24 protein-coding genes and 2 pseudogenes are annotated in these 25,649 nt (G+C 40.7%); 13 read left to right on the top strand and 13 right to left on the bottom strand.

The window, feature by feature from the left end; translation table 11 throughout:
- Nucleotides 1-1,461, bottom strand: a complete 1,461-nt coding sequence (sufB, locus tag Q5H80_RS08515) for a Fe-S cluster assembly protein SufB (RefSeq protein ID WP_304564431.1) — start codon at nt 1,459-1,461, stop codon at nt 1-3.
- Nucleotides 1,462-1,463: 2 nt separating this feature from the next.
- On the bottom strand, nt 1,464-1,832 hold the full coding sequence (locus tag Q5H80_RS08510) for an iron-sulfur cluster assembly accessory protein (protein ID WP_304564430.1): 369 nt from the start codon (nt 1,830-1,832) through the stop codon (nt 1,464-1,466).
- Nucleotides 1,833-2,016: 184 nt separating this feature from the next.
- Here Q5H80_RS08510 and nrdH point away from each other — a divergent pair, with 184 nt between their 5' ends.
- The 4 genes from nrdH to nrdF are packed head-to-tail and all read left to right on the top strand — an operon-like array spanning nt 2,017 to nt 5,749.
- Complete coding sequence (nrdH, locus tag Q5H80_RS08505) at nt 2,017-2,238, top strand: glutaredoxin-like protein NrdH (protein WP_009847124.1); 222 nt, start codon at nt 2,017-2,019, stop codon at nt 2,236-2,238.
- Nucleotides 2,238-2,636, top strand: a complete 399-nt coding sequence (nrdI, locus tag Q5H80_RS08500) for a class Ib ribonucleoside-diphosphate reductase assembly flavoprotein NrdI (protein WP_304564425.1) — start codon at nt 2,238-2,240, stop codon at nt 2,634-2,636. The genes nrdH and nrdI overlap by 1 nt, the downstream gene beginning before the upstream one ends.
- Nucleotides 2,629-4,761 carry a class 1b ribonucleoside-diphosphate reductase subunit alpha gene (nrdE, locus tag Q5H80_RS08495; protein WP_304564424.1) on the top strand — a complete coding sequence of 711 codons (2,133 nt, stop codon included), beginning with the start codon at nt 2,629-2,631 and terminating at the stop codon, nt 4,759-4,761. The genes nrdI and nrdE overlap by 8 nt, the downstream gene beginning before the upstream one ends.
- Nucleotides 4,762-4,777: 16 nt before the next feature.
- Nucleotides 4,778-5,749, top strand: coding sequence for a class 1b ribonucleoside-diphosphate reductase subunit beta (nrdF, locus tag Q5H80_RS08490; RefSeq protein WP_304564423.1), 972 nt, complete (start codon nt 4,778-4,780; stop codon nt 5,747-5,749).
- A gap of 57 nt (nt 5,750-5,806) precedes the next feature.
- Here nrdF and Q5H80_RS08485 read toward each other — a convergent pair whose 3' ends face one another.
- Nucleotides 5,807-5,998: a hypothetical protein gene (locus tag Q5H80_RS08485; RefSeq protein WP_304564422.1), complete on the bottom strand. Its 192-nt coding sequence runs from the start codon at nt 5,996-5,998 to the stop codon at nt 5,807-5,809.
- Between the two features lie 484 nt (nt 5,999-6,482).
- Between Q5H80_RS08485 and Q5H80_RS08480 the strand changes: the two genes are divergently transcribed.
- On the top strand, nt 6,483-6,878 hold the full coding sequence (locus Q5H80_RS08480) for a DUF3465 domain-containing protein (protein WP_029222999.1): 396 nt from the start codon (nt 6,483-6,485) through the stop codon (nt 6,876-6,878).
- Between the two features lie 148 nt (nt 6,879-7,026).
- On the opposite strand, the gene Q5H80_RS08475 is transcribed toward Q5H80_RS08480, so the two are convergent.
- Nucleotides 7,027-8,400: a cytochrome P450 gene (locus tag Q5H80_RS08475; RefSeq protein WP_304564421.1), complete on the bottom strand. Its 1,374-nt coding sequence runs from the start codon at nt 8,398-8,400 to the stop codon at nt 7,027-7,029.
- A 171-nt stretch (nt 8,401-8,571) separates the two neighbouring features.
- A pseudogene (locus tag Q5H80_RS08470) lies at nt 8,572-9,224 on the bottom strand (phage integrase N-terminal SAM-like domain-containing protein).
- Nucleotides 9,225-9,454: 230 nt separating this feature from the next.
- Here Q5H80_RS08470 and Q5H80_RS08465 point away from each other — a divergent pair.
- Nucleotides 9,455-9,880 (top strand): hypothetical protein, encoded by a 426-nt coding sequence (locus Q5H80_RS08465; RefSeq protein ID WP_108021219.1) that lies wholly within the window; start codon nt 9,455-9,457, stop codon nt 9,878-9,880.
- 140 nt (nt 9,881-10,020) lie between these two features.
- Nucleotides 10,021-10,416: a hypothetical protein gene (locus tag Q5H80_RS08460; RefSeq protein WP_304564419.1), complete on the top strand. Its 396-nt coding sequence runs from the start codon at nt 10,021-10,023 to the stop codon at nt 10,414-10,416.
- Nucleotides 10,417-10,666: 250 nt separating this feature from the next.
- Here Q5H80_RS08460 and Q5H80_RS08455 read toward each other — a convergent pair.
- The 3 genes and pseudogenes from Q5H80_RS08455 to Q5H80_RS08445 form a co-directional block, all read right to left on the bottom strand.
- Nucleotides 10,667-10,762: pseudogene (locus tag Q5H80_RS08455) on the bottom strand (integrase); the annotation flags it as partial.
- 49 nt (nt 10,763-10,811) lie between these two features.
- Nucleotides 10,812-11,102 (bottom strand): type II toxin-antitoxin system RelE/ParE family toxin, encoded by a 291-nt coding sequence (locus Q5H80_RS08450; protein ID WP_009847097.1) that lies wholly within the window; start codon nt 11,100-11,102, stop codon nt 10,812-10,814.
- Nucleotides 11,095-11,316, bottom strand: coding sequence for a hypothetical protein (locus Q5H80_RS08445; RefSeq protein WP_009847096.1), 222 nt, complete (start codon nt 11,314-11,316; stop codon nt 11,095-11,097). Before Q5H80_RS08445 ends, Q5H80_RS08450 begins: the two co-directional genes overlap by 8 nt.
- A gap of 186 nt (nt 11,317-11,502) precedes the next feature.
- Here Q5H80_RS08445 and Q5H80_RS08440 point away from each other — a divergent pair, with 186 nt between their 5' ends.
- Nucleotides 11,503-11,823, top strand: a complete 321-nt coding sequence (locus tag Q5H80_RS08440) for a hypothetical protein (RefSeq protein ID WP_304564418.1) — start codon at nt 11,503-11,505, stop codon at nt 11,821-11,823.
- 274 nt (nt 11,824-12,097) lie between these two features.
- Nucleotides 12,098-12,424, top strand: a complete 327-nt coding sequence (locus tag Q5H80_RS08435; protein ID WP_304564417.1) for a hypothetical protein — start codon at nt 12,098-12,100, stop codon at nt 12,422-12,424.
- Between the two features lie 451 nt (nt 12,425-12,875).
- Here the strand turns inward: Q5H80_RS08435 and rplY are convergent, their stop codons facing one another.
- Nucleotides 12,876-13,154 (bottom strand): 50S ribosomal protein L25, encoded by a 279-nt coding sequence (gene rplY / locus Q5H80_RS08430; protein ID WP_009847093.1) that lies wholly within the window; start codon nt 13,152-13,154, stop codon nt 12,876-12,878.
- 369 nt (nt 13,155-13,523) lie between these two features.
- Between rplY and Q5H80_RS08425 the strand changes: the two genes are divergently transcribed.
- Entirely contained in the window at nt 13,524-14,252 is a 729-nt protein-coding gene (locus tag Q5H80_RS08425) for a glycosyltransferase (RefSeq protein ID WP_304564415.1), read from the top strand.
- Between the two features lie 14 nt (nt 14,253-14,266).
- Entirely contained in the window at nt 14,267-15,574 is a 1,308-nt protein-coding gene (locus Q5H80_RS08420) for an LssY C-terminal domain-containing protein (RefSeq protein WP_304564413.1), read from the top strand.
- A gap of 94 nt (nt 15,575-15,668) precedes the next feature.
- On the opposite strand, the gene Q5H80_RS08415 is transcribed toward Q5H80_RS08420, so the two are convergent.
- The 3 genes from Q5H80_RS08415 to Q5H80_RS08405 all read right to left on the bottom strand — a co-directional run bounded on the left by Q5H80_RS08415 (nt 15,669) and on the right by Q5H80_RS08405 (nt 18,254).
- Nucleotides 15,669-17,015: an ATP-binding protein gene (locus tag Q5H80_RS08415; RefSeq protein WP_304564412.1), complete on the bottom strand. Its 1,347-nt coding sequence runs from the start codon at nt 17,013-17,015 to the stop codon at nt 15,669-15,671.
- 153 nt (nt 17,016-17,168) lie between these two features.
- Nucleotides 17,169-17,828, bottom strand: a complete 660-nt coding sequence (locus tag Q5H80_RS08410) for a response regulator transcription factor (RefSeq protein WP_017060377.1) — start codon at nt 17,826-17,828, stop codon at nt 17,169-17,171.
- A 27-nt stretch (nt 17,829-17,855) separates the two neighbouring features.
- Nucleotides 17,856-18,254, bottom strand: coding sequence for a PepSY domain-containing protein (locus Q5H80_RS08405; protein WP_304564410.1), 399 nt, complete (start codon nt 18,252-18,254; stop codon nt 17,856-17,858).
- Nucleotides 18,255-18,529: 275 nt separating this feature from the next.
- Here Q5H80_RS08405 and Q5H80_RS08400 point away from each other — a divergent pair, with 275 nt between their 5' ends.
- The gene (locus tag Q5H80_RS08400) at nt 18,530-20,911 is read left to right on the top strand and encodes an EAL domain-containing protein (protein ID WP_304564409.1); all 2,382 of its coding nucleotides are present in this window, start codon (nt 18,530-18,532) and stop codon (nt 20,909-20,911) included.
- A gap of 554 nt (nt 20,912-21,465) precedes the next feature.
- Nucleotides 21,466-23,841 carry an EAL domain-containing protein gene (locus Q5H80_RS08395; RefSeq protein WP_304564408.1) on the top strand — a complete coding sequence of 792 codons (2,376 nt, stop codon included), beginning with the start codon at nt 21,466-21,468 and terminating at the stop codon, nt 23,839-23,841.
- Nucleotides 23,842-23,899: 58 nt separating this feature from the next.
- On the opposite strand, the gene Q5H80_RS08390 is transcribed toward Q5H80_RS08395, so the two are convergent.
- Entirely contained in the window at nt 23,900-25,639 is a 1,740-nt protein-coding gene (locus Q5H80_RS08390; protein ID WP_304564407.1) for a DEAD/DEAH box helicase, read from the bottom strand.
- Between the last annotated feature and the right edge of the window lie 10 nt (nt 25,640-25,649).

Below are 25,649 nucleotides of genomic sequence, written 5' to 3'. Positions count from 1 at the left end.
TTATCCCACACTATGCTCGAGGCTGATTGATAGAAGTTTCTGCGCTTCAACAGCGAATTCGAGAGGTAATTCTGAAAATACGTCTTTACAAAAACCATTGACGATCATGGATATGGCGTTGTCTTCACTGATCCCTCGTTGGGTGCAGTAAAACAGTTGATCTTGGCCTATTCGAGAGGTTGTCGCTTCGTGTTCAACGTGAGCGGATGGATTTTTGACTTCGATATAAGGAAAAGTGTGAGCCCCACATTCAGCGCCGATTAACATTGAATCGCACTGAGTGAAGTTTCTCGCACCTTCTGCGTTAGGAGTGACTTTAACCAGCCCTCGGTAACTGTTCTGGCTTTTGCCTGCTGAAATCCCTTTTGAAATGATGGTAGAGCGAGAGTGTTTTCCTATATGAACCATCTTAGTCCCGGTATCGGCTTGTTGAACGCCATTCGTTAAAGCAACGGAGAAAAACTCACCGACAGAGTAGTCTCCTTTGAGAATCACGCTTGGGTACTTCCACGTTATCGCAGAACCTGTTTCTGATTGAGTCCAAGACATTTTGCTGTACTCGCCTTCGCAAACCGCACGTTTGGTTACGAAGTTAAGTATGCCGCCTTGTGAATCCTCTTCTCCCGAGAACCAGTTTTGTACCGTGGAATATTTAACTTCAGCTCGTTTATGGATGATCACTTCTACGACCGCGGCGTGAAGCTGATAGGTATCTCTCATCGGGGCAGAGCAACCTTCAATGTAGCTGACGTATGAGTCCTCATCAGCCACTAAAATTGTTCTTTCAAACTGGCCTGTTTTTGCTTGGTTTATTCGAAAGTAGGTAGAGAGTTCTCTTGGGCATCTCACACCTTTCGGGATGTAAACAAAAGTGCCGTCAGAGGCAACAGAGGCATTCAAAGCCGCAAAGAAGTTATCTTCAGGTGGAACAACGGTGCCTAAGTATTGCTGCACAAGTTCAGGGTATTCTTGGATAGCTTCGCTGAATGAACAGAAGATGATCCCGAGTTCTTTCAGTTCGTTTTGATAGGTAGTGGTGACGGAAACTGAATCGAAGATTGCATCGACAGCAATTTCTGAACCTTCTCTAACTGGAATCCCCAGTGTTTCAAAGGCTGTCTCGACTTCTTCAGTCAAAAATTCATTTGAGCCATCACCGCTATCTTTGTCACAGCTAGAGCAACTTGGCGCGGAGTAGTAACTGTAATCTTGGTAATTGAGGTCTGGATAATCGGCTTTTAACCAATGTGGTTCCTCCATTGTTTGCCATTTACGGAATGCTTTGAGACGAAACTCCAACATCCATTCGGGTTCGTTACGTTTTGCGGAGATTGCTCGAACGACTTGTTCGTTGATTCCCTTCGACAAAGTATCAGAAGATAACTCAGTGTAAAAACCTTCACGATAGTGGCTGCTCTGCAGCATTTCTTCAACTTCAGGCTGCGTTTCTAGTGCGCACATGGTTAAACTCCAAAACTCTCGCCACATCCACAAAGGTTCTTCACTTTGGGATTATTGTATACAAAATTACTGTTTAAACCCTGTCGCACAAAGTCGATCTCAGTGCCGTCGATCATAGGTAGGGCTTTGAGCGCAATATAGAAAATGACGTTATGCGATTCGTATTTGATGTCATCATCGGATGGCGAATCGATCAGTGTCACTTCATATGCAAAACCCGTACAGCCAGAGGACTTAACCGTGAGGTGGAAATGCTTTTGTCCATGTGATAATTGGGAAATTCTGTTTGCGGCACTTTCGCTTAAAGTGACGCCCTGCCACTCCATATCATGTATGGATATGTCATTAGAACCGGAACTCGGAATACTCACCTTACTGCTCCATATTTGACTAGTGGTAACTGATGATATTGATTATCATTTGCATATCAACCATGTATTGTCTATGGTCTTTAGGGTTGGAATCAATATGTTGACAAAATATAAAACCTAAATACTATATGTGCCAATATATTTAGTAATGATTATCATTAAGATTTAAATGAGGTTGTATAATATGGATGTCATCGTTTATTCCAAGCCACAGTGTGTGCAATGCACAGCAACGGTTAAGGCGTTACAGAGCAAAGGTATTGAGCATACAGTTGTTGATTTAACGTGTGATGAAATCGCAATGGAAAGGGTTCAATCAATGGGTTATCGACAAGCACCCGTGGTTGTTGCCAATGACCGCCATTGGTCTGGTTTTAGACCTGACATGATCAGCGCGTTGGGTTAATGATTGTTTACTACTCTAGCGCTTCAGGGAATACGAAGCGGTTTGTCGAACAGCTTGGAATGCCTGCGATCAGGCTTCCTACTGAGGCCAATGAAAGGACGCTAGAGATCGAGCAACCATTCGTACTCATATGCCCGACTTATGCCGATGGTGAGGGGCGAGGAGCTGTGCCTAACTCCGTTATAAGTCTATTGAATAACCCGAACAATCGAGCTTTGATCAAAGGTGTGATTGCTTCGGGAAATCGAAACTTTGGAGCTCTTTTTGCTCGCGGAGGTGCCATTGTCGCTGAAAAGTGCAACGTTCCGCTTTTGTATCGTTTCGAACTATCTGGAACCCAGAGCGATATTGATATCGTGACAAATGGGTTAGAACAATTTTGGAAACATCATGGATAACCACTTTGAGAACGAGTCCCTTGACTACCATGCTTTAAACGCAATGTTGAATCTACTTGATGAACAAGGGACGATTCAGTTTGAGGCAGATAAGCAAGCGGCTCGACAATTTTTCTTACAACACGTTAATCAAAATACCGTTTTCTTTCATAATTTAGACGAGAAGATCGACTATTTGCTCAGAGAGGGATATTACGAGGCTCAAGTTATTGAGCAATATGATCGCAGTTTTCTTCATCAAATCTGGGCAAACGCCTATCAAGCCAAATTTCGATTCCGCACGTTCTTAGGTGCTTATAAGTTCTTTACTTCCTATGCGCTGAAAACTCGTGATGGTAAGCGATATTTAGAAAGGTTCGAAGACCGAGTGGTTATGACAGCACTGTTACTGGCTCGTGGTGACTGTGAATTTGCACTGGCACTAATGGAAGAAATCATTCATCAGCGCTTTCAACCGGCTACGCCCACTTTTATTAATTCCGGTAAAAAGAGCCGTGGTGAATTGATCTCCTGCTTTTTGTTGAGAATCGAAGACAATATGGAGAGTATCGGTCGAGCGATTAACTCATCGTTGCAACTCTCACGTCGTGGCGGTGGTGTTGCATTGCTTCTAACGAACTTAAGAGAGCAAGGTGCGCCTATTAAAGGGATCTTAAATCAAAGTTCAGGTGTCGTCCCAGTGATGAAATTGCTTGAAGACAGTTTCTCGTATGCAAATCAATTGGGATCTAGGCAAGGTGCGGGTGCAGTCTATCTCAATGTTCATCATCCCGACATTATGCAATTTCTTGATACAAAAAGAGAAAATGCCGATGAGAAAATTAGAATTAAGACCTTGAGCCTTGGTGTCGTCATTCCCGATATTACGCTGGAACTGGCTAAGCAAAACAAAGATATGTATTTGTTTTCTCCCCATGATGTTGAGCGAGTGTATGGCGTACCTTTTTCTGAAATTAGTGTAACGGAGAAGTACCATGAAATGGTGGACGACCCAAGGATTCGCAAAGGAAAAATGAGTGCAAGGGGCCTTTTCCAAACGCTTGCCGAGATCCAATTTGAGTCGGGCTATCCATACATTATGTTTGAAGATACGGTTAATCAGGCTAACCCCATTCAGGGGCGTGTAAATATGTCTAACTTGTGTTCAGAAATATTACAGGTCAATGAGGCGTCAAATTATGATGACGACCTGAACTACAGTCATATAGGGCGGGATATTTCGTGCAATCTAGGCTCGATCAACATTGCTAAAGCCTTGGACGGAGGCCGACTACCTCAAACTGTTGAAACTGCAATTCGAGCATTGAACGCCGTCTCAGAGATGAGCGCTATCAACAGTGTGCCTTCTATACGAAAGGGAAACGATGAAAGTCATTCTATTGGTCTAGGGCAGATGAATTTACATGGCTTTTTGGCTCGGGAACGCATTCACTATGATTCACCAGAGGCCATTGATTTTACCGGTAGTTATTTTGCCTGTGTCTTATATCACTGCCTCGTAGCTTCTAATAAGTTGGCGCAAGAGAAAAAGAGCACTTTTAAAGGATTCGAAGACTCTAGTTACAGTGATGGGTCTTTCTTCGACAAATATTTGCAGCAAGACTTCTCACCAAAATTGGATGTGGTAAAAGATTTGTTTAGCCGTTTGGATATACGAATACCCACCGTGTCTGAGTGGAGCGAATTGAAACAGCTCATCATGAGCTCAGGGTTATACAATCGAAACTTACAGGCTATTCCTCCAACAGGTTCGATTAGCTATATCAACGACTCTACCGCTTCTATTCATCCTGTTACGGCTAAAGTTGAGATAAGAAAAGAGGGCAAAATTGGGCGCGTTTATTTCCCTGCTCCTTATTTGAACAACTCCAATTTAGAGTACTTCCGTGATGCTTTCTCCATCGGTCCTAAGGCAATAATCGATGTCTATGCAGCGGCGACTGAACATGTTGATCAAGGCCTTTCATTGACCTTGTTTTTTGACGATGAGGTAACGACTAGAGATATCAATAAGGCTCAGATCTACGCATGGAAAAAGAAGATTAAAACGCTTTACTACATCCGAATGCGACAGAAAGCATTAGAAGGTACTCAAGTTGAAGGGTGCGTGTCGTGCTCACTGTAATAAAGGGATAAACGCAATGAAAAAAATGGAATCCGGACCCGTTCAAGCGATTAACTGGAATCGTATGATTGATGGCAAAGATCTAGAGATTTGGAATCGCCTGACGGTTAATTTTTGGCTGCCTGAAAAGGTACCTTTATCCAATGATATTCAAACATGGAAGCAACTAACTGAAGAAGAACAAACGCTAACGATTAGAGTTTTTACCGGTTTAACGTTACTCGACACGATTCAGAATACTGTGGGTGCGCCAGCCTTGATGGAAGATGCTAGAACGCCTCATGAAGAAGCGGTATTAACCAACATCGCTTTTATGGAGGCAGTTCATGCTCGTAGCTACTCTTCTGTCTTCTCAACTTTGTGTACTACGCCGCAAATTGATGAAGCGTTTCGCTGGGCTGAAGAGAACCCTCTGTTACAGAAAAAAGCACAGATTATCCTCGACGATTATTTGGTTGAAGGCGACCCGCTAAAGAAAAAAGTGGCCAGTGTTTTTCTAGAGAGTTTCTTATTCTATTCTGGGTTTTACCTACCCATGCATTGGTCGAGTCGGGCTAAACTGACCAATACAGCGGATTTGATTCGTCTGATTATTCGTGATGAGGCGATTCATGGTTACTACATTGGATACAAATTTCAACTCGCTTACCAATCTCTTAGTGAGGAAGAACAGGCGAGAGTTAAGGATGAAGCTTATTCATTAATGTTCTCTCTTTATGAAATCGAAACACAATATACCGAATCGCTTTATGATCCTGTTGGCTTAACTGAAGATGTGAAGCATTTTCTACATTACAATGCCAACAAGGCATTGATGAATCTAGGGTTTGAAGCATTGTTCCCGGATGAGTTATGTCAGGTTAACCCTGCTATCATGGCAGCATTGTCACCCAATGCTGATGAAAATCATGACTTCTTTTCTGGTTCCGGTTCTTCTTATGTCATCGGTAAAGCCGTTGCTACCGAAGATGATGATTGGGATTTTTAAACGAATAGCCCGAGCATGAACTCGGGCTGTAAATGGTTTCTGGCTGTTGTGATCTTGCTAGTTGTTTAGAACCGAAATCGATTCAACGTTTGAAGATGCATCAAAACGAACATTGACCAACACACTTTCTCGTTCGAAAGTCACATCATCAAAATCAGTGGCAGCGATCTTAAATCCATTCCTTGCGAATAAACTGGTCACTGTTGTTCGTTGTTTCTGTTCCATGGCGCTTGTCAGTAGTTCGTTCATTGTGATCTCCATTAAGTAACCGTGTGCATAGTGTAAGCGTACAGGGTCTACGTTATGAGTTCAATTGCTTAATCAATAAGCTGCGTTGATATGTTCAATTGAATGATTTTGGTATTCAAAAAATCAATGGATAATAGGGGAGGTTGGTGACGCTATTTATGATAAGTAGAGTGTTATGTGACCACAGTTTAGTATTCTTTTAGATAGCGATTAATTGTAAAAATTTCAATGAAATAAGTGGTTACAAAACACAGGGAATCACATCGACTTGTGGTGAGTAGGTTACCTAATGAAACTTGTTTATATTGAAATGTTGAGTGTTAAAGTGGTGTTGCACTGCGCACTTGAATCCAAGAGCAATTATTTATTAGATAAGTTTGATTTTAATGAATCGTTAGTCGTGGTGCTTATGCTATTTTTGTCGCAAGGGATACTTAGTGAGTAGCCTAAATAATTAATATGGGAAACGAAAGCAATGAAGGGAATGAAAAAGTTTATTACTCTATTTTTGGTATTGCTCTGCTTTGGTGTCAGCCATGTTCAGGCCAATGATGCGCGACTTAAGCAAGCTTACCAAAATCACCAAAGTGATGTTCAAGTACGTGGTTCGGGTTTAGTTTCACGATTGCTTCCAGACGATAATAAAGGCTCTCGACATCAGAAGTTTATCTTAAGGCTCGACAGCGGACAAACTTTGCTGGTGGCACATAATATTGATTTAGCTCCTCGTATTCAGGGATTGAGAAAGGGCGATAGAGTTGAATTTTATGGGGAGTATGAATGGAACAAGAAAGGTGGCGTGATGCACTGGACTCACAAAGATCCTCGGAATCACCATGCTCATGGCTGGCTGAAGCATAATGGGAAAATATACGAATAAGACGATATTAGGCATGGTGTATCTACGTTTGTTTTAGTTTCTAACTATATTGAGTATTTCCTTTGGGCCTATTCTGATTCCCCTAATAGTTGAAAAGAGCCGAAATATCGGCTCTCTGTCATTCGCTCTCGATACGTCTATTTGTAAGCTAGCTTCGCTTGGTTATTTTTACATTAAATCCAACGGGAGACATCGTGAACGCAAATTGTTCAACCACAGTTTCAGGGGCCTGTTGTGGCTCGATACTGAATTCTTTAAACAATGTATGAAAGGCGAGTTTAATTTCCATCATCGCCAATGAGCGTCCAGGGCATAGTCTTGCACCTCCACCAAACGGCTGAAGGTTAGAGAATGAAGCGCCATCTTTTTCTATCCAACGATTAGGGTTAAACGTGGTTGGGTCTTCAAATAAATCTGGATCAAAACCATTTGCATGTAGCATCACAAAAACAGGAGTGCCTTTTTTTACTTCGATGTCGCCAATCTGAGTGTCTCGTGTGGGTTCCAAGTAAAGTTGTGGAGCTACTGGCTTTAATCGCATAGCTTCATACATCACCGCAGTCATATAAGGTGCACGAGGAAGAGGCCACTCTAAAACCTTCCTATCACCAAGGGCGTCAAGTTCATCTTGTAGGGCCTGTTCACTACTACTATTACCGCTGACTAAGAACGCCATCCAAGCAAGTGTATTCGCGGTGGTATCTTCACCAGCCAATAGAAGGGTAATAGCATTAGCTATAATATCTTGGTCTGTTAATGATGAATCTTGCTCTTGCTCCAACAGCATGATTTGCAACATGTTTTCTGGTGAGCCTTTAAGGTTTGGTTCGTTGATTAAACGATCTCGTTGTTTTTCAATACATCCAGAAACAAAACGCCCGATTTCTTCCAAACTGGCATCAAACTGCTTGTCTTTTCTTGTTTTGAAAAAGCGCCATAATGGAATGGGAGACTTACAACGTTGGTTTATTACCGGAAAAACTTCTTGTAAGCTTTTACCTAACGGCGTAGTCGTTTGTTCTATCGAGTTAAAGTCTTCCCCGAACGCTAGCAGAGATGTTACATCAACCGTGTATTTTTTAAATTCTGCGACTAATTCGACCACTTCTCCTGATTCTGCCAGCATTTCAAAGTGTTTTCCTAGGCGCTCTGTAATCACGCTTAACTGAGGATGAAAATGTTTCAGGTGACTAGGTTGGAACATAGGTTCTGTTAATTTTCGTTGATGCTTCCAACGTTCCTCTTCAGCAGAGAATATGCCATTAAGCCCAGCTTCATCAAATACACTTTCGATACTCTTTAGGCGGCGAAATTCATCCGGCCTAGATTTTAACACTGACTTGATTTGAGCTACGTCGGACAATACAAGTACATCCTTCAAGCCTAGCTTTAAACGGAAATGAGCACCGTACTCTTTAATCCAACACAACATTTGCTGATGAACATTGGACTTTTTTAAATAACTAACATGTCCTAAAACACCAGAGGTGGGTGGCATTGGTAGTTGCTCAATTCGCTTCATTTGCATTTCCTTGACTGTATATCATTGATGGTTCGTAACATACCGAAGTTACGGCTAGAGCAAAAGTAAGCATCTAATTTAGCAAGTTTCATGGTTTGGTAAGTAAAGGTATGTAAGTGAGTTGTGAGCCGCTAAGTTTACGAAACCTCGGAACCAGAGATTCCCCGACAATTACTTAACGAATATTTTTGATAGTGGACTAATTACGCCGTTGGCTCCTCTATCTATGATGTGAGTATATATTTGCGTTGTTTTTAGATCGGTATGTCCAAGCTGTTCTTGAACTGTTCTAATATCAGCACCGCTTTGAAGAAGGTGCGTAGCAAATGAATGCCTTAAAGTGTGGCAGGAAATGTTTTTCTCAATGTCGGCTTTTTTGCTAGCTACCTTAATGTGTTTTTGTAGTGCTGTTGGATGAATATGATGCCTTCGTAATTCACCTGTTCGTAAATCGGGTGCCAGACGAGCAGAAGGAAAAAGAAATTGCCAATTTCTTCTGGAGTCATAACCGTTGGCAACTTTCGGGATTTGTCTGAACGGCGAAACTGCATATTAAGTTCAATGGGTTCCTGAACGATTTCTTTGTATAAAAAGACTATCGCATTGAGGGCTAGGCTCTGCGTTTTCTGTGCTGACTTCCTATCAACAACTAAGTGCGTCAGGAAGTCTTCTACATGCCTTGAAGTCAAACTTCTGGGATGCTTTTTATCATGATAAAGAATGTACTGGTGAATCCAATAAATGTACGCCTGTGTAGTACGAAGAGCATAGTGTCTCCCCAACATATACTCTTCTATGTAGGCTAGAAATGGTGATTTTTTCATTTTAGCTTTAACTGGTTATATACATGAGTTGCAGTTTGGCACATCAATTCATGCTATATAGAAAAAATCTGTATTTTGGGATTCAGGCAGATGCTCGTAGTGCTTAAGTTGCTGTTAGTTTTCATAAAAACGGGGTATGGTTAACTTCATCAAGATACTAGATAGAAAAATTCTATATTTAAATGAAGAATTTTTCTGTCTTAGAGCTGTTATGTGTTTTTAGGATAAAAATGGAAATTTTCGAAATTCAGCTAGGAAATTCAATCGGTCCAGTCAAGTTCGGTATGACAGAAACTGAAGTGAGCAATGTTATCGGAGCTCCTGATTGCATCTATGGTCATCGCCATCATTTTTTAGACGGTCTCATGGTAGATTTTGATAATGAAGGAAGAGTTGAGTTCATTGAAGCCGCTGCGTCAGAGTTGTTTTCAACGACATTGCTTGGCTTAGACGTACATAGGACATTAGCAACTAATGTGCTCGAACGAATTCAGCTAGAAGGTAACTATGATTATTCTGATCCAGAGTTAGGCTATAGCTACGTATTTAAAGAGCTTCAGTTATCTTTCTGGCGTCCAACTCTTCCTGACCTAGAAGAAGGTGAAGGGTTGTACTTTCAATCGGTTGCCATTGCTTCCGAGGGTTACTTTGAGTAAACACATAACAAGCAATTCAAGCAGACTGCCAACGCGTGGCATTTTCAACTCGGTTTAGCTTCAGTGATTACGGTGGTGGATTTGAGTGTATTGGTAGCGTTGTCAGCTACTTAATTAGGCGTTATGTGCAAGAGGGATAAATGAATAAGTCTAGGATGTATCTGTTATTTTTGTTGCCACTTATCATCGTAGGGCGAGAATACTACCCTCGCTATAAGGAAGATCAGCAGCTAGAAGAGTTAAAGTCGCAGTTTCAAGGGTTGTTGTTCGGTGAAGATGGAAAAGTAAAGGTTACTTCTTTAAGGGTTGAAGAAAACGTTATTTCTATGCAAGTACATATATCAAATGTAGATCTAAGCGATATGAATAAAGAAGTACTTACTCGAAATTCTCGAAAAATGTTGCCAGCTAAGATATGTAATAGCGTGGGAATCAGTGAGTGGTTGTCGAATGGAAAGTGGATTTCTGTAGATGTCACAGCCAATGGTAGTAAGCCCGTAACCAATGTGAGAATAACAAACGACAATTGCACATAACAAATAAGGATTAAGGTGTTGCGTAGCCAACACTAAATCCCGAGTGTTGAACAAGCCCGAAGCCACTTTATTAAGTAAATTGTGTAATTTAGTTTGAAGGGCGCATCGCTTTGAGGCTTTCTCAAGGCGAGCGAGGCTAAGATAAGGTTGCGATAGCAATCTTATCAGCCAGTTAGCCATTTTTCGTTTCTTTCGTCGTCACACCTCCTCTATTTTGGTTGATGCTATTCTCCTTATTATCAAATGCCTTTCGACGAACCGCACGAGAATCGGCATCAATAGTTGGAGGTCGTTTACCTTGCAGTTTAAGGTTAGTAAGGTGTTATTCATAAGGAGAGTTATAGCGTTACAAGAGTATGGCTCAGACGGGCAAGGATATTTTCGATCACATTGAATCAATATATTTTCTTCATATCTCGATAAAAGTTTTCGTGCGAGCCGAGAGCTATTAGTTCGAGAGTTACAGTACCATCTTCATAGCTATAACCGAGCAATGTTAATTGTTTAACCATCTTGAATTTATGCACTCTCAAGAAAAACAGGTCACCTTTCTTCTGCTCACCAAGATGCGGATCTTCCATAAGGGCTCGAATAGCATTATCTAGATCCGTTTTTTGGTTCTTGTGTAATTTCTTGACCGCCTTCTTAAAAGTAGGTGTCTGAAGAATGTTGGTAATCTTAGTCAAAAGAGTAAGCCTCTAATTTACCTGCTTCCTTCTCAGCTTTTGCTATGACTGCTTGCTTTACGAACTCATAAGGTAGATCAGGGTTGTCTTCCATCATTTTCCCGATTTTAGCCCAGTGCTCAATTTGTTTTGGTGTAGTGCGGTTTAGTGCTTTAGCCATTATCGCTGCCTTATCAAAAAGATCTTGGTCAATACGTACACTTGCAGTAGCCATAATATGTCTCCTAATTTAGTTTGTATTTATATTGTAGTAAATCGCCACAGGTGTTGCAAATTGCGCCATGACAAGCATTTAAGCAGACTGTTACGTTTGTAATTTTCTACTTGGATTAGTTTCAGTGATTTCGGTCGTAGGTTTGAGTGTATAGGTAGTGTTGTCAGCGACTCAATTAGGCATTATGTGCTTCAGGCAAATTATCTTATGGAGGCGATAGTGAAAGATCCTGATATCGAGTTTTCAAAATGGAAGCTAGAGAGGAAAAAAGGAAGTCTTAGATTTATTATCCGTACATCATTTCCCGCACTTTTAGGAGTGATGGTCGGTCGAAGTATTGAACCGTTGTTTATGTCAGAAAGTGTTTGGGGCTGGGCGCAAACTACCGATGTATTGATGAGTGGTTTTTGGGGTTCGATAGGTGCTATCCCGTCAAGTTATGCAATATGGTGTTGGCGTGAGAAGAAGTATAAGCATCATGTCGCTAATCTTCAGCAACGTAGATAACAAGCATTTAAGGTGGACTCTTATATGTACCTCTGGCCAAATTTTATGCCTGTATTTCTTAGCATCAAGCGAAATTAGTGGAATTAATATCAAACTAGACTTTGGAAATATCCCTACAGGCGTTTAAAGCAGCCTAATGCTGGCCCTTCCTTTCTGCTCAAGATTGGATTTCGTGTTAATAGCGCTCTGGTTTACTATTGGGTAATCGTGTCGTTCACGTCTTTTAAACGCCGTAATGTTCTACCCTAAGAAGTAACACTTTGTGGAGGTCTGTATGGATATCAAAGAGTCTGATTGGAAAATCTTTTGCGAGATAAAGAGTGAAGCTGCGCAACGGTTTTGTACTCGTCAGCTAGATGAAGCCATCAAAGCGATTACTGATGAATCAGAATCTGTAGGGGAAAGGTTTCACTTTATGTGCGAGTACTCCAAAGAATCTCAAAAGCAAATGAAGCTTATTTTTGATGGACATTCTCGAAGCCGAGCATTTATCCAACTCATGCAAATGTGCGAGGAAGGTTTGGTTGTACCAAAACAATTCGAACGCCTTTCAGGTGAACTCAAAAAAGACATTACGAACGCTCTAGAAAGAAGAGCCTAAGGAAAGTCGAGTATTCAGGCCGCTTGACCCTGTAAATGTACGATAACCTTCCAAGGTAAACTGCTACAACTATCCTAATATTACTCCTCTTTATTCGCCAATTCGGAATCCGAATCCATGATTTTTGGCCAGGGAGGCTGAGTGTTATGTTTTGAAAAGTGAGTGTGCGGAGCCTAGCGAAAAAGCGGTCTAGTCTTTGTGTTAGAAAAACTACTGTATAAGTCCACCTTTCGTCCACCCAAGCAAGACTGGGATAAAGTGGGGGAGAAGAAAATTGATTGTTTTCAGTGTATTGCGCGATATTTACGACGTTTTTGAGGGCCCAGGAACGGTGAAACCCCGATGTTGGTAGCATCGGGGTTTCGAATTTCTAGATTTCTCGACTGGTAAGATCGATTATCTTTTCTATGCAGAAGGCTGGATTAATCCAATCTTATTCCTTGGTAGGGAATTAGATACGGATGAAATCCATGTGCTCAACTTTAGGCTTGAACGCGTGACGTTGAACGTCTTGCGGCTTAACCTTAACTTCTGCGCCGTCAATCACTAGAGTGATTGTTTCGTAGAATTCAGGCTTATCCATTTGGTTGATCACGTCAGCGTGAACAAGTTCGATAGCTACAGCTGCTGCTTCGCCACCGTAGATTACAGCTGGGAATTTACCAGCGTGACGTAGGCGGCGGCTCGCACCTTTACCTAGTTCAGTACGTACTACTGCTTCAAATTTCATAGTTTTACTCTCAAATTAGTAAAAATTAACTTCACACCTCAATGCGACCTTGAGTATGTGGTAAAGCTTATGCATAAACGAGTTCATGCTTAAGCGAGCGCGGATACTAACATCACATTCAAATCTGAGCAAGTCAGAAGCCCATCTCAAAGTGAATTTCCTTCGATAAATGATTCGTTTGGAGATAAAACGTTCACTAGCGCTTACTTGCCCCATTTTATCGTCTTTTACATTGCCAATCTTATCTGTTTATTGCGCTGCTAAATCATCAAGTTAATGAACGGAAAATGAATGTTTGCCTAAGACTTGGTTAAGGCTTGGTTGGTTAATCTTAGTGTTAATTAAACAGCAGAATGAATAGGTGAAAATATGGAACCGGTAAGCATTGTCGTAATTACGCTAAACGAAGAGAAACGCATCAGCCGCTTAATGGAAGAGTTGAGTGTGCAAACTCACCAAGAATTTGAGGTGATTGTTGTCGACTCCAACAGTGAAGACAACACAAGAGAAGTGGCACAAGCTTATGAAAATGCGTTGCCAAAATTAACTGTTCATCATATGGAAAACCGTGGTGTGAGCCTTGGCCGAAACACGGGCGCGTCATTAGCGCAGTACAACAGAATCCTTTTCTTAGATGCTGACGTGAGCTTGCCTCGAAACTTCCTTGCGAAAGCGCTTTATGAACTAGAGGAGAAAAAGCTTGAAGTTGCGGGTGTGTACATGAGTTCCAAAGGTTTGCCGCTTGTACACAAGTTTGGTTACGGCTTATTTAACGCAGGCTTGTTCACTACCCAGTTCTTTTTCCCGACGGCGATTGGCGCATGTATTTTCGCGACTAAACGCGCGCATGATGAAATCGGCGGTTTCGATGAAGATATCGTACTGTGTGAAGACTGTGACTATGTAAAACGTGCGAGCAAGACATGGCGATTTAGATTCCTGAATATGACTTTTGGTTTTGACCCACGCCGTTTAGACCAAGATGGCGTTGTGAAGACCGGCTCAACTTACCTCAAAGCCAATGTAAGACGCTTCTTTAAAGGCGAAATGCGTAACAACGAGATGAACTACAAGTTTGGCCACTACAAAGAACAGTAAGTATTGAGGTTGTTATGTTTGATGGACTAGGGCTGTTTCTGGGGGCATTGGGTGATGCTCTCATTGGTCCAAACCTATTTGTACCGGGAGAGCCCTTTTTTATCGCTGCGGGCTTTCAATTGTATTCAGGTGCATGGATGGCGTTGGTTTTGGTCATGCTAGGTGGTTTGCTTGGTGACCAACTCAGTTACTTCATTGGCTATAAATACGGTGCGAAAGCGCAACGCAAGCTTATTCGGTTTCGTCCTAAAACCAAAAGATTAATTGCGCGCTGCCGTTACCTAATTGCTCGCAAAGGCACATACATCATTCTTTTTGCTCGCTTATTCGGACCTATCGCTTGGGTTGTGCCATTTATAGCTGGCTCACATCGTGTGCCGTGGCGCAATTTCAGTGTGTTGGCGTTGATCGGCTTGGCTCTTGGTGGTGGACAGTTCATTGCTTGGGGCATGTTACTGGCGCACGGTGTTGAAAACTTCCCGTGGCTTAATAGTCTTAAGATATTTATCTCTGAGCATAATAGCTTGATCGCCGGTGTGTTCACGGTATTGGTTTTCACCATAATAGGTTATCGAATGAAGTGGCGACGCTTGGTGCTTAAATCCAGTGCGTTGTTATTGGCGTGGGTATTGTTTGCGAATTACGCTCACTTTTTCTGGAAAGCCGATGATTTTCAAAATCAGCAAGAGACGGCTCAAATTGACAAAGTCGACTGGAATTCGGTTACCTATAAAGCGTTCCCCGGCAAATCTTCATTCTACTCGGCACAAGCGATCAACGTAATTTATGTTGGAGCAACCCCAAGAGACTTAATGAAGCAATTAGGTTGGATAGAGAATAAAACCTTCTCTCGAAATGAGATTGAATGGGCTGGTTATCTCGCGTTGCTTAGAGACAAAACGCCACCAGTGTCTGATTTATATTGGAGAGAAAAACCACAAGATATGGCGTTTCAATTACCGGGTAACTTGATGAAGCGCAGCCATATTCGCTGGTGGCGTGCAGGTGTTGATATTAACACTAACCAGCCTCAGTGGTTAGGTGCAATTAGCTATGATGATGGCCTAAAAGTCACCCCTTACTCAGGCATTGTGACCATACTACATAACATTGACCCTAATGTTGATCAAGAACGAGATAGGCTCGCTAATCAAATACGAACGTCATTACCAGACATTGAGCTAGACAAGTACCCATTGGCAACGGTGGAAGTGATGAATGAAGATCATGACTATTATACCGACGGTAAGATCTTGATGATCGGAGTCGCGACTCATAATGATAATTTGCAAACTCTAGATGTCGCTGTGAATGAGATATAGAGTCGTATATAAGGTCGATTGAAATAAGCCCTAGTATTACGCTAGGGCTTATTGCGTTTAGTTTTTACTTATTTAACTCGCACGTTTAGCTTAGTTAACCTTTGCTTAATTTAAGCACCAGAGAGGCTTTCAATCCACCCATAGAGCTCTTGCTGAGCGTTAGGCTGCCTCGGTAGCTGTGCGCCATTTCATTCACGATGTTAAGCCCTAAACCTGTTCCCGGTGTGGTTTCATCAAGTCGAACACCACGTTTGGTCACTTGCTCAAGCTTCTCTTCAGGAATGCCTTGGCCATCATCTTCAATCACCAACTCTATGTTGCCATCGTCGAGTTCATTAGCGTGGACACGAATAATGCTGTGCGCCCATTTGTAACTGTTCTCTAGTAGGTTTCCGACCATTTCATCGAGGTCGGTCTTTTCTACAGCTACTTCAACCTCAGAATCTAGCTCGTTAATCATGGTGACTTCGTTGGCGGCGTAGACCTTATCAAACGCCATTGAGATCGCTTCGACACGCTCACAAGGTGAAGACTTCACCGAAAGAATGTTCATTGCACCTGCCATGCGCGCACGGCCAAGGTGATAGTCTATTTGGTTTTGAATCTGATGAATGGGTTGTTGTAACAATGACTTGTCATCATCAGGAAGTCGCTCTATCTCATTTTTTAGAACCGACAGCGGCGTTTTTAACGCATGAGATAGATTTCCAGCGTGGTTACGGGCTCGCTCCAATAACTCTTGGTAGTGAAAGAGTAGGGCATTCAGATCAGATACTAATGGAGAAACTTCTTTCGGGTAGTTATCGCTTAACCCTTGTTGCTCGCCGTTTCTTAACATCACCAGTTCACGTTGCATCTTACTGAGTGGCAGTAGCGACCAGCTGACTTGAATACCAATTAGCATAAGCACGCCAACAAACAGCAGCATCAGAATCAACCATACTTGACCTGTAAGTTCGGCCAGTGTGGATTCTAGCGGGTCTTCATCAATACCAATGGTGATTGTAACGGGTTCGCTCAGTTCTGGCAGATAGATATCCTGCTCGATGTAAATCAGCTTTTCTTTCTCAGGCCCTTTGACAGAAGTATGAATCGGCGAGCGCTTGATAGCGAGGTCTTTGTCCCATAGAGAACGGGATCTAATGATCTGAGCTTGGGTAGCGGCACGCCAATAAATACCACTGTAGGGTTGGTTAAACCTAGGGTCAGACAGACGCTCTGCCATGATTAGGTTACCACTATCGTTGATTTCGATGTTGGCGGTTAGCTCGTCCATGGTTAGGCTAAGCTGCTGCTTCATATCATCGACAAGGTAGTCATTCACCAGTTTCGGGATACCGACACCTGCCGCTAATATCATCGCACCTAGCCAAAAAGCCGCGGCAAGGAGCAAGCGGCTTTTTAGACTGATATTTTTAAGTGTTCTTTTTTTTAGATTCATATATTTCCTGCCTGTCTTTGCTCATCGTGACTTATCGTATTGCGATGATCAGAACAGGCTATCCACTTAATTTATTTGTGTATATTTGGTTGATGATGGCGCTCGTTAGATGATTGCGCTTAACTGGTTATGGCGTATAACTTGACCACTGCGCTATTCAGCATTCAGTTGGTAGCCTAGGCCACGAACGGTTTTGATGATCTTTGGGGCGATTTTCTTACGAATACGACCAATAAACACCTCAACTGTGTTTGAGTCGCGGTCGAAGTCTTGTTTGTAGATGTGTTCAACCAACTCAGTGCGAGAGATAACCTTGTTCTGGTTATGCATGAAGTAAGCGACCACCTTATATTCAAGAGCCGTGAGGCTAACCGCTTGGCCTTGCCATAAGACTTTAGAGCTGCGTGTATCTAAACTTAAGTCGCCGATTTGAAGAATAGGAGCAGCACTGCCTGATGCTCTTCGAAGTTGAGCTCGAATACGAGCAATCAGCTCGACCATTTCAAACGGCTTGGTGAGATAGTCATCAGCGCCAGCGTTCAAGCCCTCGACACGTTGGGTAAGCGTGTCGCGAGCACTTAAGATAATCACTGGCGTGTTAATGTTTTCGTCTCGAATACCCTTTAATACGGTTAGGCCGTCAAGCTTAGGTAGACCTAAATCGAGAACAATTGCATCCCACTCTTCTGACGTTGCACGGTAGAGTGCGTCGATACCATCTTGAGAAAGTTCTGGAACCCAGTCTGCTCCCTCAAGTGTTTCAATAATTTGTTGGCCCAAGCGTGGTTCGTCTTCAACGACTAAAATTTTCATGTATAACTCTTTTTTTATTGTTATTTATTATTCGTGGGAACTTTTGATCGCTTCTTTAAAATTACGACCTTTTATCATCAGCATTTCTAACGTCTCAGCGTTGTATTCGACCTTGATGATATTGTTTTGGAAATTTATTTTTAGTTCATAAACCCAAATATCATCGTCTTCTTCGAGTTCTACTTTAATGATTCGTCCATGAAGATCGTTCTCCACCACAGCATACATTTCTGAGAAAGGGCGAATGTAGCCCTCTTGCACCGCTTCATAGACTTCGTCTTGATCTTCTTCAAATTCGATACGGGTTCCCGCTTTATGGACATCTTGTACAAGATCATGACCATTATGGTGAGCATCTTGAGCAAAGCTTGATGTCGAGCCTATAGCTACAGCGATACCGATGAGTATAGCTTTTGGTTTTTGCATGCAGTGGCCTTAGTAAGAGAAACAAGTATCGGCAGTTTAATACAATAAAAATGAATGGAGTATGAATACGATGTGAGTGATATCTTCATGGCGTTGGTCATGCAACGCGGTGTACTTTTTTACGAAACCATCTTTAGTGTGCTTTTGGTCGACAGTAAGATAGTGAAGTTATTACATTTGCTTACAAATTACAAATAATTAACATGGTAAGCTTGCAAGTATATGGATTATAGGGGCTTTGTTGCCACGCTACTTGACTACAAAAGGACTTTATTGTGTCATTTACAGTACTTGGTATGCTGCTTTTTTCAGTGCTTGTCACATTCACTAGTCAGGCATACGAATTAGATTTTAAGCGAATCAGTGATTTCGAATATGGCATGATAGCGAGTCATTCTAAGGTTGATGAAATCATATATACGCAAGAAGAGTGGTCTCCAGTTGTTACCTGCATCCCCAAGTCTAACCAGTCGTGTTGGCTTAAGCTTTCAATTTCTTCTGATAACCAACTCTATGAGCATCTAGTTTGGAAATCCTTATCTTCTCGCACCGGAGAACTGTTTTTTATTAACCGAGGTGACAAAGTTACCGATAATTTTTCATTTGATTATTATCGTTCATTAAAATTAAAACAAGATTTTAAGTATCGCTACTTGCTCGTAAAGTTTCCTAAAGGAAAGACTGTAAATACTAGCGCCTTACTAGTGAAAGAACAGAAACTCAAACAAGCACTCGTAATGAAAGACGGGGTGATTCTTGCCTTATTTATATTATCGAGTGCAATATCTTTGGTTTATGTTTACTTTGCTTGGCCAATTAAACGCTTTAAAACATTATTTATGACTTCCTATATATTATTGTTTTCCATCTTTTATATGTATAAGTTTGGTTTTCTATGGGATGGTTATGATAATAAAGGCACGTATGTTATCGATTTATTTAGAAGTGATTATTGGTTTTTGTCTTATTCCCTTTCCTTAGTTTGTATATATTTGACGCTTGTTTTTGCAAGTTGCGATAGAGTTAATATTAAGCATTTGTCAATTTGTTCTTTATTTGTTTTTCTTCAGATTTTGTCTATTTATGTTAACTTAAGTGTTTTAGTTAGCTTTCTAATTAGTACTATATTGTCAGCCGTTGTTATCGGTTTTTGTTTAATATCAAAGGAGGTTAAAAATAAAAAACAGATTATAATTAGCTATCTTTCGTGCTTTGTTATGTCTGTTGTTACGCTTGAATCCTCAATGAGCCTTTCACTTACTTCTGGATATTATTATATTATTCAAATGTTATTTTATTTATCGCATGCATCTTTCGTTATCGCATGTGTTTATGATTTGGGTGATTTAAGAGTTATTAACTTAGGTGATTATAAAAAACTATTGTCTAGTTCTGACAAGGATTTTATGACAGGGCTGTATAATAGAAAATCTATAGAATATAAAAAAGTAATCGAATATTCTCGATGTTATTATTATATTGATGCAAATCAATTGAAATTTCTTAATGACAGTCAAGGTCATCATGTTGGTGACCGAATGATAATTAATTTAGCTATGCGTTTCAAAAAAATAGCAGCGCAGGGTATGGGGCAGGCATATAGAGTTGGTGGCGATGAGTTTGTATTAATTTGCCAAACTTCGGTTTCCAAAGAATTATTGCAATACTTGTCAGAACAAAACCTCATACAAGAAACAGAAAATGCTCTAAGCTTTAGTTTTGGCCGTTATCGTAGTGATCCGGAGGAATCCGTTGAAGATTGTATTTACAAGGCCGAATATTGCTGTCGTAAAGCCAAATCTAACAATGAACCTTACCAAGACTGGCAACAACAAGATGGGGTTATGCTCTATAGTTTACCAAATCTCAGAGAAGAGGCAGTTGAATTGGTAAACTCAGATAAGTTGCTTTGCTTTGCTCAAAAAATTCATTCTTTAAAGGCGACGCCTTCAAGTTATGAGCTGTTGTGTCGTTTAAGGATTGAGGATGACGGCGGGCAGGAAAAAATAGTCTCTGCTGGTGAATTGCTCGATGTTGTTGCTTCCCACAGCTTAGAGAAAGAACTGGACTCTCGTATGCTCACATATGCGATTGGTTTTCTTGAGCATTATTCAACGATTCAACTATCATTAAATTTCTCAGTTAAAACTATTTTTGATCGAAGTGTTATTTACCGTTTGTGTGATTTACCTCTTTATATTCGTTCTCGCCTATCTATTGAAGTGACAGAACAGGTGTTTTATCGTGCAGATGATAAGTTTCGTAAAATAGTTGAAAAATTACAAACTCATCAAATCACAGTAGCATTAGATGATTTTGGTTCGGGCTATTCATCTTATTCAATTTTATCTGGAGGTTCTTTTGATACGATCAAACTCGATGGTTCTCTTGTTGAAAGTATTAATAGTTCAGATTTTAAGAAGAAAATGGTGCGTTCACTGGTTGAGTTGGCTGAAATGAGCAAAACTAAAGTGGTTGCTGAGCGTGTAGAAACGGAAGAAGAATTAAATACTTTAGAAATACTCGGCGTTGACTATATTCAAGGGTTTTATATCCACAAGCCCACTTTAGCTATTGAACTTTTTGATAATATGGAAAAAGAAATACGAGAGTCAGATAAAGCCAAGCGCAATCTAATTTGTGGTTTAACAAGTTAATTCATGTGTGGTCATTAGAGTGTGAATAAAAGGAGTATCGATACTCCTTTTATTAATTCTGTTGATTATTGGGAGTCTATTGCTTCAGTTCATTTTCGAATACCTTGTCCCTCACTTTCCAGAAGCACCCCACTTTACGGGCAATGACGAATTGAGGTGGGCGGAACCAAAGCTGTTCCTAACGCTTGTTTTTTGCTTTATTTCACTCTCTATATCACCTCTTCATCAAATCCAAGGATAAGAGACCCGTGATCAATCATTGTGTTGTATTTGCATTGGTTCCAACTGACGTTTTTGTAACGAGGCTTAGGAATGAAATGACGACGTAGAATGAGTACTGATTAAGTTATAGGTCCCTGATTTTGAACTATTGATATGAGTGTATGTGATATCATTTCGGTTTCTTATTGATTAAAGTTACTTACAATCTAACAAATCCGAAATATAACTTACATTCACTTACGAGCCACATTTAATCAGCATGTTAAAATTAGTCATACATTCATTGTTGGGGACTTCGTTGCCACACTACTTGATTACATAAGGACTTTATAGTGCCATTTACAGTACTTAGCATGCTGTTTTTTTCCATGCTGATAACATTCAGCAGCCATGGCAACGAATTAGATTTTAAGCGAATCAGTGATTTCGAATATGGCATGATAGCAAGTCATTCTCCGGTTGATGCCATCATATATACGGAACAAGAGTGGAATCCGACTGTTACTTGCATCCCTGAATTTAATCAGTCGTGTTGGCTTAAAATTTCAATATCTTCTGATAATTTATTTCATGATCATCTTGTTTGGAAATCGCTGTCTTCCCGTACTGGTGAGATTTTTTTTGTTAACCAACATGGCGATGTTGTTGATTATTTTTTGTTTGAACATCACCGTTCATTAAGGATAAAACAAAATTTTGAATACCAATATGTATTAGTAAAGTTTCCTGAGAATAAAACAGTAAATATTAGTTCGATATTAGCGGAAGAGCAAAAACTTAAAGAAATTCTCATAGTAAGAGATGGGGTTATTCTCGCATTATTTATACTTGTGATCGTAATATCATTAATATATGTTTACTTCGTTTGGCCTATCAAGCGCTTCAAATCTTTATTTGTAATCTGTTATATATGTTTATTTTCCATTTTTTGTCTGTATAAATTTGGTTTTGTGTGGGATGGGTTTGGAAAAGGTGGTATTTATACTGCCAATCTTCTAAGAAGTGATTACTGGTTTTTGTCTTACACATTATCTTTGATGTTTGTTTATTTTATGGTGGTTTTTACAAGCCAAAATAGAGTAAGTTACAAGCAGTTGTTGGTTTGTTTTTTATTTGTATGTCTGCAGTTTTTCTCTATCTATATCAATTTAAATAGTCTAGTTAATTTCATTGTTAGTTCTATATTTTCGATCGTTGTTTTGTTTTTTTGTTTAACTTTAGAAGAGGTTAAACATAAGAGACAAATTATATACTGTTATGTTGCATGTTTTCTAATATCTATTGTTTCGATTGAGTCCCAAGTGACTCTTTCGTTTACTTCGGACTACTATTATATAATACATATATTATTTTATATGACACATGCTTCTTTTGTTCTGGTATGTGTATATGATTTAAGTGAATTGAGAGTGATTAACTTGATTGATTATAAAAAGCTTTTGTCAAGTTCTGATAGAGATTTTATGACAGGTTTATATAATAGAAAAGCGATAGAATATAAACAAGTATTTGAGGGTTCTCGTTGCTATTACTACATTGATGCAAATAAATTAAAATTTCTTAATGACAGTCATGGTCACCATGTTGGTGACCGAATGATAATAAACTTAGCTATGCGTTTTAAAAAGATTTCCACACAAGGTCTAGGGCGGGCGTATAGGGTTGGTGGCGATGAGTTTGTATTAATTTGCCAGGCGTCAGTTTCTAAAGAGTTACTGCAATATTTGTCAGAACAAAACATCACACAAGAAACAGAAAATGCTCTAAGTTTTAGTTTCGGTCGCTATCGTAGTGAACCAAATGAATCCGTTGAAGATTGTATTTACAAGGCTGAGTACTGTTGTCGTAAAGCAAAATCGAGTAACGAACCTTATCAAGACTGGCACCAACAAGACGAAGTTATGTTGTATAGTTTGCCAAATCTTAGGGAAGAAGCGGTTGAGTTAGTCAACTCAGATAGGCTGCTTTGCTTTGCACAAAAAATTCATAATTTAAAGAAGGGACCTTCAAATTATGAGTTGTTGTGCCGTTTAAAGATGGAGGATGAAAAGGGGCATGAAAAAATAGTTTCTGCTGGTGAACTGCTCGATGTTGTAGCTTCTCATGGGCTTGAGAAGGAGCTCGATTCTCGTATGTTTACGTACGCAATTAGCTTGCTAGAGGATTATTTAACTATTCAGCTATCACTCAACTTTTCCGTAAAAACTATTTTTGATCAACGTATGATTGAGCGCTTGTGTGATTTACCTTTTTCTATTCGTTCTCGCTTATCGATTGAAGTGACAGAACAAGTATTTTATCGAGCCGATGATAAATTCCGTCAGATAGTTAAAAAGTTACAAACTCATCAAATAACAGTGGCATTAGATGATTTTGGCTCGGGGTATTCGTCTTATTCAATTTTAGCGGAAGGCTGTTTTGATACGATCAAGCTAGATGGCTCGCTTGTTGAAAATATTGACAGTTCTGATTTTAAGAAAAAAATGGTGCACTCATTAGTTGAGTTGGCAGAAATGAGCCAAACTAAAGTGGTTGCAGAACGTGTAGAAACGGCAGAAGAATTAAAAACGTTAGAAACGCTAGGCATTGATTTTATTCAAGGCTTTTATATTCATAAGCCAACTTTAGCCATTGAACTTTTTGATAATATGGAAAAAGAGGCGCGGGAATTAGAGAAATCTGAGCGCAATCTAATTTGTGGTCATTAGAATGTGAATAAAAGGAGTATCGATACTCCTTTTATTAATTCTGTTGATTATTGGGAGTCTATTGCTTGAGTTCATCTTCGAATATCTTGTCTCTCATTTTCCAAAAGCGTCCCACTTTACGCGCAATCACGAATTGAGGTGGGCGGAATCGATGTTGGTGAGCAACCACTTTCGTTGGTGAAGCTTCTTCAAATGGTCGGTGTCGGTCGGCAAGGTGAGGGCGAACAAATTGATCCTTAAAGTTCTGCTTCTGTTTCTTGGTGGTTAACGACCAGAATTCATGTACTTGTGCTTGGTTTTCACCTCGGTAGGTGACCTTAAGTTGTGATTTGCCTTTGTCGTCCTTGAGCACATTAAGGTCCATCTCTAAACACTCAAACACCAACGCATCTTTTAGGTTCAGCGCTTCCTTAAGCTTTTTATCTGGGTCAACTAAGGTGGCATCGCACTCATGACAAATACGTGCGGCAATGTCGTTATCAGCACCACATTCACCGCAGTATTTGGCTCGGAAGCGATAGTTGCAATGCTCGCGCTCCCCCGTGTCTTCATCGGTAAAGTAGCCTTGGCATTTACGACCAAAGTGTTCAAGCAAGAAACCATTGCTGTCTAATTTCCCCCAAAAATTATTATTGAAGCCGCAAGCAGGGCAGGGAATAGTGATGATTTCACTGTCTGAGTCGGGTTTTAGATCGCCCACTTCCGGTTGATAAAGGTCGTAACTATTACCCGCATAGTCGAGCACTAAACACTCTTTTTTACCCGGAGATAGGCGTAAGCCGCGGCCAACGATTTGTTGATACAAACTGATGGACTCTGTTGGGCGCAAAATCGCGATTAAATCCACATGGGGCGCATCAAAACCTGTGGTTAATACCGATACGTTAACCAAGAATTTAATTTTACGTTCTTTGAAGTCACTGATGATCTGGTCGCGTTCGAGTGTCGGTGTGTCGCCGATTACAATTGAAGCTTCACCTACGGGCAGTAAACCAAGGATCTCTTGTGCGTGTCTAACAGTGGCTGCAAATACCATGATGCCAAGCTTGTCTTTGGCCAGTTCAATGATTTGATCGACAATTTGTGGGGTAGCACGCTTCGATTGCTCAATCACCATATCGAGCTCTGATTCTTTATAGCGACCCGTACTTGCCGGCTTTAGTTGTGAAAAGTCATAACTCAAAACGGGTGCATCGATCATGCGTGCTGGCGTTAGAAAGCCTTCATCGAGCAAGTAGCGAATCGGCAATTCGAAAATACAATCTCTGAAAAACCTAGGTTCTTCAGAGCGTACTTGGCCGCGGGTGTGGTATTGGTAAAGCCAGCCCATACCAAGACGATAGGGCGTCGCGGTTAGTCCAAGTACCTTAATACCCGAATTATTCTCACGTAAGTGAGTGATCACTTTTTGATAGCTGCTGGTCTTTTCATCTGGCACGCGGTGGCATTCGTCGATAACCAACAGTGAGAACTGATTGGAGAATGAATCGAGGTTGCGAACCACAGATTGAACCGATGCAAACACCACTTGTTGGTCTGTCTCTTTACGCCCTAAGCCGGCAGAGAAAATTGAACCTTTTAGCCCATAACCTTCATACTTTTCATGGTTTTGTTCAACGAGCTCTTTTACGTGTGCAAGCACTAGAACACGACCTTTAGCAAGCCTTGCTAACTCTGCAATCACAAGGCTTTTTCCTGCGCCTGTAGGCAACACAAGAACAGCCGGGGTTTGGTGTTTTCTGAAGTAATGAATCACTGATTTTACTGAGTCAGCTTGGTACGGGCGGAGTGTATACATATCGTGTCTT

Origin of the sequence: Vibrio sp. SNU_ST1 (assembly GCF_030563405.1) — a bacterium.
In the GTDB taxonomy this organism is placed as follows: Bacteria; Pseudomonadota; Gammaproteobacteria; order Enterobacterales; family Vibrionaceae; genus Vibrio.
Note: the sequence above shows the minus strand (reverse complement) of the source record. Positions and strands in the feature narration are given on the sequence as shown.